Here is a 14,803-nt window from a genome sequence, read left to right as displayed (position 1 = left end):
ACCGGTTATGCTTAAAAGCTGTGCCATCCGTTTGTTAACGATGCATTAAGTAAGTGTGGCAGCCCTATAGCATATTCCGGAAGAACGGCAAATTTAACGAACAATTTGCAGACCACCATTTACGATATGTGTCGTAAGAAACTAATTATTAAGTAATTTGCCGGGTGATGTAACAGAAAACGACTGCAAAAAGTGATAAAACCAGGAAAAATCAGCAATTACAGATGAAATCAGTTCTACTTTTTGTGCTATTGGGTTTGGGCTTTTGCGTACAGGCGCAGGACCTCACGGGCATCTGGCGGGGAAATTTCAAAAGAACGCCCGTTGGCTCCCAGGGACGGATGATGGAATTATTGGGTGGTGATGAGCGTTATAAATTTGAAGTACAGATAGATCAAAAGGATAAAAATTTTAAAGGTGTTACCTATTCGTATCTCACCACCGTATTTTATGGGAAGGCCACCTGCCAGGGAGCTGTGAATGCCGCCACCAAGCTGGTGCGGCTGGAAGAATTGAAGATCGTAGAAGTGCGGATGGCCGGCGGCAGCGATGCCTGTGTAATGACCCTGAATTTGAAATATTCGAAAGAAGGCGATGAAGAATTCCTGGAAGGCACTTACACCAGTTTTAATACAAGGGATTCTACAAATTGCGGCCGAGGTACTGTTTTTCTGCGCAAGGTAACCACCTCCGATTTTTACGAAGAACCTTTCCTGGTAAAACGCCAGAAAGAAAAGGAGAAAGCGGCAGAAACGAAGATCACGCCCAAAAAACCGGATACCACTTCCAGAACGGCGATCGTGAAAACAACGCCTAAAACGACGCCTAAGGCTACCCCGAAAACCACGCCACCGGCCACTACTAAAAAACCGGTGACAACGACCACCCCAAAACCGGATAATAAGGCTGTGACCAAGGCGCCTGAAACAAAGCCCAATGTGAAGATCGTACCTGTAGATTCGGCGAAAAAGGCAGATGTAAAAGTGCCGGCGCTGGCAAATATTCCAACCCCCAAAGTGCTGGCCAGCCGCGAAAACGAACTGGTTAAGACCATCACTACCAATTCGAATGAAGTGGAAGTGAATATTTACGACAACGGTACGGTTGATAACGACACCATCTCTGTGTACGTTGATAAAAAGCTGGTATTATCAAAGAAACGCCTTACCGAAAAAGCATTGACCCTCAAGGTAAACCTCGACGACGATGCAAACTATCACGAGCTGGTGATGGTGGCCGAGAACCTGGGTGAAATTCCACCCAATACATCGCTGATGGTGGTAAAAGCCGGAAAGCAACAATACGAAGTGCGCATCACCTCTACGGAACAGAAGAATGCGGTAATTGTATTCAAGTATCAGCCCTGAATTGCCGATGTGCTGATTTGCTGATGTGCTGATTAAATACAGGCAGGCATTGGGATCAGGAACTGCTCGCATATAGCCATTAGCAAATTAGCACATTAGCAAATTAGCACCTTAGCACATTAGCTAATTATCACATTGCGTTTTTGCTACCGCTTACATAAATTATTCTTATCATTTGCCTATTGCATGGTAATTTCCATTAAAAGAAAAGCATGCGTTTTTTGCTGTTGCCCCTGCTGCTGGGATGGTCTGTTCTTACCCATGCGCAATTATTGACGGGGGTATGGGGAGGCATCAGAACCCAGAATGCGGGTGGCTGTTTTCCCACCTATTCCACCGAACTGCATATCATTTATATGCAAAACAATTCCTTCATGGGCAATGTGTATAGCTTTGATAACGATAAGTATACCAAGATAAATTTCACCGGTAAATACAATCCGCTCACCAACCGTATTGTGATCATTGAAAATGCCGTGCTTCAATATAATGTGCCCGACAGCTGTGTGCCCTGTATAAAAACCTATGAGCTTATTTTATCCAGGAACGGACAGGCCGAATCGCTGCAGGGCGAATGGCATGGCCATGAAATGGGCAATAACCATGATTGCCAGCCCGGCAAAATTTCGCTGTCGCGCCTGGGCAAATCGAATTTTCCCGTAGATGTTTATCAGAACGATACACTGGCCCGCATGCAGAAGGAACTGAAATTGCAGAACCGGCAAAAGGAAGTGGTGCAATCGATCCCCATCGATACCGCCTTCATAAAAATTGAATTGTACGATAATGCCGAGATCGATGATGATACAGTCTCTGTTTTCCTCAACAACACCCTGCTCTTATACAGGAAACGGTTGACCGGCAAACCGCTTGTGCTCGATGTGAATGTTTTTCCCAATACAGATTATGAGCTGATGATGTATGCCGAGAACCTTGGCCGTATTCCGCCCAATACCTCGCTTATGGTCATTACTGCCGGCCGTAAACGATATCAATTGCATCTTTCGTCGACTGAGCAAAAGAGTGCGGTGGTGAAGTTTAAGTACGAGCGGGGAAATAAGTGAGTAGGCCATTGTGAATGTGAAAACCGCTCTTTACAAGGAACTGTTACAGGTTGCAGGTTACAAGTTTCATGGGTACTCGTAAAAAATCGACCAACAGACCGGAAGATCCCTGTAACCTGAAACATGAAACCTGTAACGGCCGGAGCTACTTCCTCGGTATCCTCTCATTCCGTTGTGCCGCCTGGTACACCAATGAAGCAATCACGACCGCCGCCTGCTTCAGATCGGCGGCCTGTAAATGATCGTACGAATCCATATTGCTGTGATGCGTTCGTGACACGTATTCAATATCGTCCTGGATGAACTGAAAGCCCGGCAATCCAATAGCATCAAATGATAAATGATCGGTACCACCGGTTCTTTGCAGGGTAATGGTGGATGCACCCAGGTCTTTGAACGGCGCCAGCCATTGGCTGAAAATGGGCAAGGCGGCTTTGTTTTCCTGCAGGTATATTCCTCTTATTTTACCCGTGCCGTTGTCGAGATTGAAATAAACCGAAACCCTGTCACCCATCTTATTGTAGCGTTGCGTCAGCGTATCGGTAAAATGCCGGCGGACATAATTCTTCGAACCGATCAGTCCCTGCTCTTCCCCACCCCATAAGGCTAAACGGATGGTTCGCCGGGGATGAACATTCAATGTTTTAAGAATGCGGATCACTTCCATCATGACGGCGCATCCCGCCGCATTATCTGTAGCGCCCACCGATGCATGCCATGAATCGAGATGCGCCCCGATCATGACCAGCTCCTCTTTCAATACAGGATCGGTGCCATTTATCTCTGCGATCACATTATATCCCTGCAGGTCGTTGGTATGGAACTGCGTTTTCACGTCCATTTCCAGCTTAACTGCAATATGGTGTAGGGCCAGGCGCTGTAACATCATATAATCTTCATAGGCCAGCGTAAGGTCAGGAAAGTTCTCCGCCGCACCGGCTGCCCAGGGGCCCCCGCCCTGCACAAAGAGGGTGCCATCCCTGCCGTTGGGATGGGCGCTCAGGATCGCCAATGCCCCTTCCTGCCGCGCAAATTGTTTGAGCTGCTTATAGCTTAAGCCGCCCCGTTCGCCGGTTTCCGCTTTGCCGTGGTGGCCGGCTACAGGCGTATAGCCCTTGCCGGGTGTATTGGCCGAAAAACCGGTGTTGGTTTGCTTTTCGCTTTTCCAGTTAGCCAGTTCTTTCAATTCCTCATCGCTGTAGCGGGTCGCATCGGCTACGTATGCCGGTTCCAGTGAGTCGCGGCGCTGCAGCAGGATCACCTTGCCCTGCAGCTGCCCTTTATACAGGTCCAGGTCCCCGGCATTGCTGAGCGACAGTAACACGATCTCCGTTGTTTGCAGGCCATTGGTGCCAGCCGTCCAGCTTTTGGGAAAAGCAATAAGCGGTTTATAATAGGGCGCCGACATGGCCACATAACAACGCTTCAACTCCCAGCCCTTGCCCCATTCGCCCCAGGGTTCCAGCCGGGCATTACTTAATCCCCATTCACTCAGTTTGTTCCTGGTATAATGGGCAGCCCTGCGAAACCCGGGTGAATTATTCAGCCGGGGTCCGCTTACTTCCGTAAGAAAAAAAGCAAGATCCATTACCTGGGAGTGGTTGAAACCTTCCTGCCTGATCTTTTTGATCATGGCGAGGTCTGGTTCATCGTTTTGGGCAGCTACGTTCAGCAATGGTAAACAGGCCAGTGAGACAAGGACGAGTTTTTTCATAGTCGAACAATTTCAAGGGACCGGACGGCTGGTAATACCATTTTCGTGCCGGTCGGTCCACGGAACGTGCAGGTACAGTCGACATTGGCTTCCATCACTTTGACCTGAAAGGGTTTATCAAATACGCATTGTTTATAAATAGCTATCTTTAAGACCAAATTCGGCATAACGCTAATATTCTGTCATAAATGAGTTTAAAGCATTTTAAACCCGCACACTGGTTATATAACCTCCTTCATTATAAACAACTACTGCATAATAAAAAAGCATATAAGAAATACAAGCTGCATAAATCCCTGATCGCTTCGGTTTCCAGCAAAGATTTTCCCGATAAGGAATCCCGTGCCTGGCTCGATGTGGGCGATTCGGCCATCCTGGCCCCGGCCAAAGAAGGCTTTCATCAGTTTTCCCCGGCCGTTCAACAAAAGATCCTGCAATGGAGCAGCAAGGGATACATGGTTTTGGAAAATCATTTTTCACCAGCCGCCTGCGATGCCATTAATGCCGAAATAGATAAACTGCTGAAAAAAGGCAGGCTGCAATTCAAGTGGGGCAATAAGCTGATGTTTGCGAATAAAAGGTCTGCGCTCATCAAACAAGTAACACAGGATACCCTGATCGGCAAACTGCTCAACTTCTTACTCGATAAGGAAATGGTGCCATTTCAAACCATCAACTTCATCAGCGGCAGCGGACAGCGTGCGCATTCCGACAGTGTGCATATGACCACCTACCCACTGGGATACCTGGCCGCCATCTGGATCGCCCTGGAAGATGTTCATCCCGACAGCGGGCCCCTGTTCTACTATCCGGGCAGCCATAAACTGCCATACCTGCTCAATAACGACTGGAACGCGGGCAGTTCCTTCCTGACACTCGGAAAACATGAGTATCCCGACTACGAAGACATGGTAGAGGAACTGATCGGAAAGCACCGGTTCCAGCGGGAAGAACTGATCGCAAAAAAAGGCGATGTATTGATCTGGCACGCCAACCTGGTGCATGGCGGTGCGCCTATACGTAACCCGGCGCTTACCCGTAAAAGTATGGTGGTGCATTATTATGCCAGCGACGTGATCAAATACCACGAAATAACCGAACGGCCCTCATTAATGTAAGGCAAATGCAAGTGTAGCACACTAAGATACTTAAAACTTGAAGTTCCAGGTAACAGAGGGTATGATGGGGAACAGGGACACCTGCCGCGTATTCATCGTCAATGAACCGTCGTATGGACTACCATCCTGGCTGAAGTAAATGAAATACGGATTCAACCGGCTATATACATTGTAAATGCTGAAGACCCAGCTCTGCTGCCATTTCTGACCCGGTTTCGAACGGGGTGTCAGCGTAGCGGAAAGATCCATCCGGTGATAAGGCGCCAGCCGGTATTGATTGATCTGGCTGTATTCCTGGGTAAGCACCCGGCCAACCACATAGAACCGCTCAGGCAATGAAACGGCATTCCCGCTTCCATAAACAAACAACCCGGAGAGCTTCCATTTTTTGTTCAACTGGTAGGTGGCCACTACCGACAGGTCGTGCCGCCGGTCATATTTGGAAGGATATTTAATACCATCGTTCAGCGTATCGAACTGACGCCAGGTCCACGAAAGCGTATAACCGATCCAGCCGGTGAGCTTTCCCCGGGTTTTATTTATAAACAGCTCCGTACCGTAGCTCCAGCCCTTGCCGAACACAAAATCCTCCTCGGGGTCTTTCAGCGATGGCGTGTATCCTTCGCGGTATTCTATCTGGTTGTCCATTCTCTTGTAATACACTTCCAGCGAGGTTTCAAGCATATTATTGTTGAAGTTTCTGAACAGGCCTGCGGCATACTGCCAGCTGATCTGCGGTTTCACGCGGTAGGTGCTGGGAACCCAAAGGTCAGTAGGCAGGGTTGAACCTGCATTGCTAACGAGGTGGATGTATTGAAGGTTCCTGGTGACGGCCGCTTTTACAGACGTTTGTTCATCGATGGCATAGCGGGCCGTTAAGCGCGGTTCAAACCCGTCATAGGTTTTTACCGGTTTGTTCCTGCCATATGAAATACTGTCTGTTTTATCGCCATTGATCGTTTTTGAAAAGATCTTGTAGGGGCCCAGCTGTACAAAACGGCTGTAACGGATCCCCGCATTCAGTTTGATCCTTTTGCTGATCTCCCAGTCATCCTGCAGATAAATGCCCGTTTCCCCGGCATATTTTTTCATCTCATTATCGGGGTAGAACTGGTTATCACCCTGGTTGCCGCTGAGGATATTCGGCGTAAATGTATGATAGGTATAGGCTGCCCCAAAGCGAAGCTTGTGACTGGGCGAAGCATAGAAATCGAAATCGGTTTTGGCGCTCCAGTCGTGAATGCCGGATGATAATTTGATATTGAAATCATTCTGGGTGGCGCCGAATGAGAATGCATAATCATTGTACACCACCGTGGTATTGGCGAAAAGTTTCCGGTTGAACACATGGTTCCAGCGCAGGGTGGCGGTGGAATTGCCCCAGGGAATATCTGCCTTGAAGGCCCGGCGGGCATTGCGGTAAGTGAATACATCCCTTCCAAAATAACCACTGAGGTAGAGGCGGTCTTTTTCAGAAAAGATATAGTTCACCTTGGCGTTAAAGTCGTAGAAATAATATCCTGATCCGTAAAAATCACTTTTCTCTGAGATAAATGGCTTCACCAGCAGGTCTACATAGGTGCGCCGGCCGGAGACGATAAAAGAGGATTTATTCTTTTTGATAGGTCCCTGTACCGATACCCGCGAAGCGATCGCCCCGATGCCACCTTCTACTTCAAATTTGTTCAGGTTACCTTCTTTCATCGCCACATCCAGCACCGAAGACAGGCGGCCGCCGTATTGTGCCGACATGCCTCCTTTTACCAGCGAGATGTTCTTGATGGCGTCAGAGTTGAAAATGGAGAAAAATCCAAAGAGGTGACCGGTATTGTACACGATGGCGTCATCGAGCAATATCAGGTTTTGATCGGGACCACCACCCCGCACATATAAGCCGGTATTCCCTTCCCCGGCATTACGCACGCCGGGCAGCAGCTGCAGCGTTTTCAGGATGTCGGTCTCTCCCAGTAATACCGGCACCGCTTTAACCTGGTTCATGGTAAGATCGATCTTGCCCATTTGGGCATTGGTCACATTCCCATCTCGCTTGCGGGCCGATACAATTACTTCCTGTAAAACCGGTTTGGTAGATAAGTAGAAATTCTGTTGAATATTGTGATCGAGCGAAATTACGAGTTGCTGCCCTTCATAACCGGCGAATGAAACGATCACGGAATAAATACCGCTTGGAAGCGTAATGGAATAGAAGCCGAACTGGTTGCTTACGATGCCCTTGCCCTGGCCGTTCACCGCCACCGTGGCGCCTATAAGCGTTTCGCCCGACAGGGAATCCCGCACAAATCCACTTAACGTAAATTTCTCCTGCGCGGTTGCGCACAGAACACTAAACACCCCAAATACTATCGCAACCAGTTTGGTCATTTGCCGTTATCTTTTTGAACCGGTCATCCGGCAGATAGCGTAATTACTTCGAATAGTCGAGCGAGTCTTCCACACTGCCGCAGTTCAGCATTTCACTACCGAAGTAAGGGTTTTTGATTTCTCGCTCATAACTCATCCAGTAGGCGCCTTTATTGTCAAAAGCCATCGGGCAATACTGCCAGTATAACTTTTGCCCTGTATACCGCACGGTGCGGGTAAGGCTCCACATGGCGTCGGCTATCATCTCAAATTCCTTACGCTTGTTTTTTAAATCCCTTTCTGCTACCAAAGCCTGTGCCGAACCGGAGATGGTGCCGCTGAAGGCCTGGGCAGTTTCTTTTATTACAGCTGAAGTATCACCCTTTATTTCGTTTACTTTAAGGCTGTCGGCTGCCGCTTTTAATGCCAGCCCTGCAGCGGATGCTTTTCCGGTATCACTGGCCACGAGGGCGTCTTTTAAACTATTGTAAGCATTAAGTAACTGGGTAAACGATTGATTGAATGCATCGGTATTGGCTGAGATCGATATGGGCTGTTGTTTGACGTCTTCTGCTGCCTGATCGTCTTTTTTGTCACTGTTGCAAAAAAAGGGCCGGGCAACTAAAATAATAACGGCAAGCACAATTACTACGATTAACGTTTTTTTCATCCTGTGATAATTTTAAAATTCGTTTCAGATCGGGGGTATTGGGTCTCTTTACCGAAATAATCCTGCCGGTTTTCCGGCTGCAGCTGGTTACTGACGTAATTACCGGCCAAAGATAAAAGAATAACCTTACATTAAAGGCTCATATACAGGTGTTTTGGTATTTATGAACCCCCTGTAAAATTCTGGCAGTCAAGTTTTCCGGATAACTTTCGAAACGCCCCGATTTATTATATTTTTGCAGATCATTTTGATGTAAATACTATTATGCTGGCAGGATTAACGAACGTAACTTTTGAATTTGGAGCCCGGGCAATTGTAGAAGATGCAACCTGGCATATTCAACCCAATGAACGCATTGGATTAATTGGCTATAACGGAACCGGAAAATCAACCCTCTTAAAACTTTTGGTGGGTCAATACCAGGCTTCGGCCGGTACGGTGGAAAGAAGCCGTGGAACTACCATTGGCTATTTGCACCAGGACCTGCTCAGTTTTGATACCTCAGATTCCATTTTACAGGTGGCATTGGGCGCTTTCGAGCGGGTGATGCAACTGGAGAAGGAGATCGAAGAGCTGGGCAAACAGCTGGAGAATTCACCAACCAGCGGCATCTCTGAGGCCGAAACGGAAGTGCTGTTGCACAAATATTCCGATAAACTGCATGAACTGGAAACCCTGGGTGGGTACAATATCCATCACAAAACGGAAGAAGTGCTGCAGGGGCTTGGTTTTTCGAATGCCGATCTGCAACGTCCTTACCGCGAATTCAGCGGAGGCTGGCGCATGCGGGTGCTGCTGGCCAAAATGATCCTCCAGGCGCCTGATCTGCTGTTGCTCGACGAGCCTACCAACCACCTTGACCTGCCCTCTATCGAATGGCTGGAGAAATACCTCATCCATTACCAGGGCTCTGTGGTGATCGTGAGCCACGATAAATATTTCCTCGACCGTATGGTGACGAAGATCGTAGAATTATACCAGCGGCAACTGCATATCTATAATGGCAATTATTCCTATTACGAAGAAGAAAAAGTGCAGCGCATAGAACTGCAGCAACGGGCCTTCGAAAATCAGCAGGACTATATTCGCCAGCAGGAGCGCTTTATTGAACGGTTCAAAGCCAAAGCATCGAAAGCAGCAGCGGCCCAGAGTGCCATGAAACGACTCGAAAAGCTTGACCGGATCGAAGATGTAGCCATTGAAAGACCCAACATCCGCATCAACTTCCAGGTAGATAAAGTACCCGGTAAAGTCTTATGCGAATTGAAACATATCACAAAGAAATTTGGTGATAATATCATTGTTGAAGACACGCATGCAGAGATCAACCGCGGCGATAAGATCGCGTTGATCGGCGCCAACGGAAAGGGTAAATCCACCCTCCTGCGCATCATTGCGGGGACTGAATCGTTCAGCGGTGAACGCAAATGGGGACATAATGTCGAAGAAAGCTTTTATGCCCAGCACCAGCTCGAAGCGCTGGATGTGAACAATACCCTGCTCGAGGAAATGAAAGCGGCAGGCAGCCAGAAAACCGAACAGGAACTGCGCAACCTGCTGGGATGTTTCTTATTCGGGGGCGATGACATCGATAAAAAGATCAAGGTATTAAGCGGTGGTGAAAAAGCGCGGGTGGCCCTGGCCAAGACCATCATCAGCAAAGCCAATTTCCTGATGCTCGACGAGCCTACCAACCACCTGGATATTCATTCCGTAGAACTCCTGATCGAGGCGTTGAGCAAATATGAAGGCAGCCTCATCCTGGTTAGCCACGACCGCTATTTTGTATCGAAGGTGGCCAATACGATCTGGGAGATCGACGATCACAAGATCAAAACCTTTGCCGGCGGTTACGAAGAATGGGGCGAGTGGAAAGAAAGACAAAAACAGCGGTTGGAAGCCGGGGGTCAGAAGTCAGAATCCAGAGCGCAGAAGCCGGACAACAGAAACCAGAAGCAAGAAGGCGGAAGTCAGAAAGCTGAGATCAGGAACCAGAAACCGGAGAGCGAATTGCAGGCCCCGGAGCTCAGGCCTCAGCCTGCAGACCTTAAACCCCAGGGGCCTATCAATAAAGAATTGAAGAAGGAATTGCAGAAACAGCAGAAGGCCTTTCAACAACTGGAAGAAAAGATCGCCCAGCTGAATCAGCAAAAAGCAAAGCTGGAAGTACAGTTGACAGCGCCGGACACCTATGCCGACAGGAACAAATTTGTGCAAACAGAAACTGATTATAAGAAAGTGAGTGACGAATTGCAGCGCATGAACAAGCAGTACGAAGAAGTGTTTGAAAAAATAATGGAGCTGGAAGCGAAACAGTAAACCAGTCAAATCAGTCAATTCAGTCATATCAGTCACATCAGTCAATTAGTCATATAGGTCATATAAGTTCATCCGTTTCGACTTTTTGTCCCATTTGACACCTTTGACCGATATGACTCTTAAAACTATCCCATGAATATCACGATCCGTAAAGGAACAGAGGCTGATTACCCGGCCATTATCGACCTGATGCATCAATTCGCGCTTTATCAAAAAACACCGGAAAGGGTAACAAATACCGTGGAACAGATGAAAGCCGACAACAATTTGTTCCAGTGTTTTGTTGCTGTAGATGAACATAATAAGATCGTTGGTTATGCTGCCTGGTTCTTCGCTTATTTTTGCTGGACGGGCAAAACGATGTATCTCGATGATCTCTATTTGGTAGAATCGGCCCGGGGGCATTCAGTAGGAACAAGGCTGTTGCAGACCGTAATCGATCATGCGAGAGCAACGAACTGCGTAAAACTACGCTGGCAGGTGTCTAACTGGAATAAACCGGCCATTGCCTTTTACCGGAAAATGGGCGCATTCATAGACGATGTGGATATGAACTGCCATTTAGAAATACATTGAGCACCAGCTAGAGGATCCAATTTGTGATTTGTTTAGGACTTTACGATCAGTATTCACAATCCAATCACCTATTTTGACCAGGCCATTTTTAACGACTTATAATACGTACATCCCGAAAATAATCGTGGGACTAACAGATGGTTATATTCAAAAGCTACAAACCACTACTGGTTGGGCTGATCTTTCTGGTTCAATCTGCCTTGGCACAAGTGCCTGCCCAGCGCCCTAAAATAGGGGTCACGCTGAGCGGTGGCGGTGCCAAAGGACTGGCGCATATTGGTATTTTAAAAGCTATTGATAGTGCCGGCCTGAACGTTGATTATATAACCGGAACCAGTATGGGCAGTATCATCGGCAGTTTGTATGCCATCGGTTACACCGCTGATAGTATTGAGAAAATTGCCCGGTCCATCGATTGGGACCTGCTGCTGAGCAACCAGTCCTCGCTGCGCAGCATCTTCATGGAAGAAAAGAACGAATACTCAAAATATGTAGTGGAACTTCCCTGGCAGAATCACCGCTTCCGCCTTCCAAGCGGGCTGTTGCAGGGACAGGAACTCTGGCTTAAATTTTCCGAATTATATTTTCCGGTGCACCAGGAAAAAGATTTTTCCCGCTTCAGCATTCCCTTTCGTTGCATCGGCACCGATGTAGGTAATGGAGAAGCTATTGTCATGAAGGAAGGCGAGATCATTTCGGCCATCCGCTCCAGTATGGCCATTCCCTCTGTATTTACAGCGGTTGATTACAATGGCAAACGAATGGTAGATGGTGGTATCGTACGCAATTTCCCGGTGCGCGATGTAAAGGAAATGGGCGCCAATATTGTCATTGGCAGTAATGTGGCCAGCGGCTTGCTGCCATCCGAAAAAGTACGCAACGCCTTGCAGATCCTGTTACAGATCGCTTTTTTCCGCGAGGCAGAAGATGCCAGGACCGAAGTGCCGCAATGCGATATTTATATTCCATTTAAAATGGAAAAGTATAATATGGGCAGCTTCAGTGACGGCAATGATATCCTGAACCTGGGCATTGAAGAAGGCCGGAAATTGTACCCCAAGTTCAAACGGCTGGCCGATTCCCTCAATGCGATCTATGGCCCGGTTGCATTCAGAAAGAACCGTTTGCCCAAAGTGCAGGCGGTGACCATCTCGTCTTTTGAAGTACATGGCGTGGAAAAAACCTCCAGCGAATTCTTTGCACACACCATGGACCTCCAGTTGAACAGGTCATATACTGCGCACAAACTGTCGAACATGGTGCGCCAGGCTTATGGCACCCGTTATTACAGCCGCATCATCTACTCGCTGCAACCGCAGTCCGATGGAACCTGTAAGATCATTTTCGATGTAACGGAGAATCCACTCACATTTGCCAAACTGGGCATACATTATAATCGTTTCACCGGTGTGGGTATTATTGCCAATATCACGGCCAGGAATTTTTTCATTACCAATTCCCGCAGCCTGGTTACCATTAATATCGGAGAAAGCTTTCGCATCAGGGGGGAGCACCTGCAATACCTTGGCCGGTTAAAGAACTTCGCCCTGATCGCAGAAACCCAGTTCGACCGGTTCGATGTGAATACCTATGAGCAGTACAAGCAGGATGGTTTATACAAGCAGAACTTTTTCAAAATAGGGGAACGTTTTCAGTTCTCCCCTACCCGTAATTTTTCCCTGGGCGCTGGTCACCGGTTCGAATGGGTGCATTACTCACCCAAGATCGCCAAGGGGCTTGAGTTGAAAGGAACCAACAACTATAATACCCTGTACGGCTATGTTTCACATAATTCGCTTGACCGCAGCATCTATGCGCGCCGGGGCGTAAAACTATATGCGGAGGCCGGACGGGTCTTTGAACAACATCCCAATCTGAACTTTTTGTCGAACGGCGTGCCCCTGGAAGACCCTGATTCCATCCAGATCAGTGCTTATCCCTATTTGCGTACAACCCTCGATGTGGAAAGTTATATTCCGTTGGGCGGCCGCACGACTTTGTTGCTGAACGGACAGGGTGGCATCAACTTCAACTATACGCGGAATGTATTGAATGAATTTGCCATTGGGGGATTGACGAAGGTATTCCGTAACCAGATCACCTTTGCCGGTTTGCACGAAGGCACTTTATATACTCCTTCTGTGGCTATGTTACAGGGCGGACTGCGGGTGCAACTCTTCAACAATAACTATGTCACCGGCAAGGCCAATGTCCTGTTCACCAATTTTATCAGCCGCAGCGAATTCTTCCAGAACCCCGACCTACTCTCGGGTTACTCACTCACCTACTCGTATAACTTTGCCCTGGGGCCGCTTGAGATCAGCACGATGTACAGCGATCAAACCAGGAAACTGCAATGGTATATCAATTTAGGGATCCCGTTTTAGAAAACCAGTTATTCAGTTCCTGAATTATTCAGTTCATAGGTTATTAAGTTAAATACAGTCGGGAGTATGAATAACTGAATCACTGTAGGGCGTTTGGTTTTATTCACCCGTATCTTCATGCGCTTTAACGAAATCGCTTACCAGGTAACTGATAAGTTTGCCGGTGGTCTCATTCGTACGGCCATCGCTTAAGCGGGTGGCGCCTTCACAAATGTGTAAATAGGCAACCTGGCTTTCCCGCGCCGTAAGCACCATATATTGCCGGGCATGTAAGGGCGAAATACCCGAAGGGGTCATGGCGCTGGATAAAGTGTTTTCAATACAATCGAGGTCCAGCTCGATACCGGTATAATTCTCTTCGGTAAAACTGGTGGCATGAGCAATGGCCTGAATGAAATTCCTTTTTTCCAGGATGAAGATGTCTTCGTAGGTAATGAAATCAAGGAAGGGATTATTCACAATATCGAGCCATACATTTTGCGGCAGGTAGTTCTCATGCAGTCCCACCACACAGTATTTCTGTAAATAGCCGTCTTCTTCAGCATACCGGAAACCATTGCCACTATGCCTTCCCTCCGATGGGCGAAAATCGGCATGTGCGTCGAGATTGATGCAATTGATCTGGGCAAGCGGTAAAATGCCGGCTTTATGCAACCCTTTGGCAGCGCCTTTGATCAGGGGATAAGCGTTGTTATGTCCACCCCCGATCGCAATGGGTATTTTGTTGTATGAGGTTATGATCTTGGTGAGCTCTTCTACCTCTTCATCGATGGTCATAACGGCGTGGCGGTAAGCATCGATCTTCTCTTCATAGCCGTAAGCATTCTGTTCTATGAGTTCACTGGCATCGCTAAAATTGAAATGCCCCAGCACGATGAGCTCTTCTCCATTTAAAAAGTCATTGCTTTGCAGGTTTAAAAAAGCCGACAAAAACGACGACCAGGCCGAATCGGCGCCCCCGGTGCCATGATTGGCCCTTATGCCAATATCTTCCGGTATTCCAAATACTACATACCTGGCAGGTGACTGCTGCAGGGCAGTTTCCCAGGCGTTTTTATCGGGCAGGATGTGTACACTTTCACCCAGCTTGGTCTCGAAGCGGCGGATCCTGGTAAGGTTCAGTACATCGTGCTTATGGTAGAATTTGAAATGTTTCATACAGCTGATTTAATTGATCGTTGATGAATGATTATACGGCCAGGTGTGGCACAATGTCAAACGGTGCCA

10 protein-coding genes are annotated in these 14,803 nt (G+C 47.8%); 6 read left to right on the top strand and 4 right to left on the bottom strand.

The annotated features are described in order from the left end of the window. The first annotated feature begins 224 nt into the window (after positions 1-224). On the top strand, positions 225-1,367 hold the full coding sequence (locus tag JT717_RS15140; protein WP_205511336.1) for a hypothetical protein: 1,143 nt from the start codon (positions 225-227) through the stop codon (positions 1,365-1,367). Between the two features lie 212 nt (positions 1,368-1,579). Then, positions 1,580-2,431, top strand: a complete 852-nt coding sequence (locus tag JT717_RS15135; protein ID WP_205511335.1) for a hypothetical protein — start codon at positions 1,580-1,582, stop codon at positions 2,429-2,431. A gap of 145 nt (positions 2,432-2,576) precedes the next feature. Here JT717_RS15135 and JT717_RS15130 read toward each other — a convergent pair whose 3' ends face one another. Continuing rightward, positions 2,577-4,145 (bottom strand): M20/M25/M40 family metallo-hydrolase, encoded by a 1,569-nt coding sequence (locus JT717_RS15130; RefSeq protein WP_205511334.1) that lies wholly within the window; start codon positions 4,143-4,145, stop codon positions 2,577-2,579. 188 nt (positions 4,146-4,333) lie between these two features. Between JT717_RS15130 and JT717_RS15125 the strand changes: the two genes are divergently transcribed. Then, positions 4,334-5,263: a phytanoyl-CoA dioxygenase family protein gene (locus JT717_RS15125; RefSeq protein ID WP_205511333.1), complete on the top strand. Its 930-nt coding sequence runs from the start codon at positions 4,334-4,336 to the stop codon at positions 5,261-5,263. 30 nt (positions 5,264-5,293) lie between these two features. Here JT717_RS15125 and JT717_RS15120 read toward each other — a convergent pair whose 3' ends face one another. Both JT717_RS15120 and JT717_RS15115 read right to left on the bottom strand, forming a co-directional pair. Further along, positions 5,294-7,645 carry a TonB-dependent receptor gene (locus JT717_RS15120; RefSeq protein ID WP_205511332.1) on the bottom strand — a complete coding sequence of 784 codons (2,352 nt, stop codon included), beginning with the start codon at positions 7,643-7,645 and terminating at the stop codon, positions 5,294-5,296. Positions 7,646-7,688: 43 nt separating this feature from the next. After that, positions 7,689-8,294, bottom strand: a complete 606-nt coding sequence (locus tag JT717_RS15115) for a DUF3347 domain-containing protein (protein WP_205511331.1) — start codon at positions 8,292-8,294, stop codon at positions 7,689-7,691. Between the two features lie 264 nt (positions 8,295-8,558). Between JT717_RS15115 and JT717_RS15110 the strand changes: the two genes are divergently transcribed. From JT717_RS15110 to JT717_RS15100, 3 genes are all read left to right on the top strand, one after another. Further along, positions 8,559-10,613, top strand: coding sequence for an ABC-F family ATP-binding cassette domain-containing protein (locus JT717_RS15110; protein ID WP_205511330.1), 2,055 nt, complete (start codon positions 8,559-8,561; stop codon positions 10,611-10,613). A gap of 132 nt (positions 10,614-10,745) precedes the next feature. Next, positions 10,746-11,189: a GNAT family N-acetyltransferase gene (locus tag JT717_RS15105; RefSeq protein WP_205511329.1), complete on the top strand. Its 444-nt coding sequence runs from the start codon at positions 10,746-10,748 to the stop codon at positions 11,187-11,189. A gap of 137 nt (positions 11,190-11,326) precedes the next feature. Next, entirely contained in the window at positions 11,327-13,576 is a 2,250-nt protein-coding gene (locus tag JT717_RS15100) for a patatin-like phospholipase family protein (RefSeq protein WP_205511328.1), read from the top strand. A 99-nt stretch (positions 13,577-13,675) separates the two neighbouring features. On the opposite strand, the gene JT717_RS15095 is transcribed toward JT717_RS15100, so the two are convergent. Beyond that, a complete protein-coding gene (locus tag JT717_RS15095) occupies positions 13,676-14,734 on the bottom strand; it encodes a formimidoylglutamase (RefSeq protein WP_205511327.1) in 1,059 nt (352 codons plus the stop codon). Positions 14,735-14,803 lie beyond the last annotated feature (69 nt).

It is taken from the genome of Longitalea arenae (assembly GCF_016924755.1).
GTDB lineage: Bacteria > Bacteroidota > Bacteroidia > Chitinophagales > Chitinophagaceae > Niastella > Niastella arenae.
Note: the sequence above shows the minus strand (reverse complement) of the source record. Positions and strands in the feature narration are given on the sequence as shown.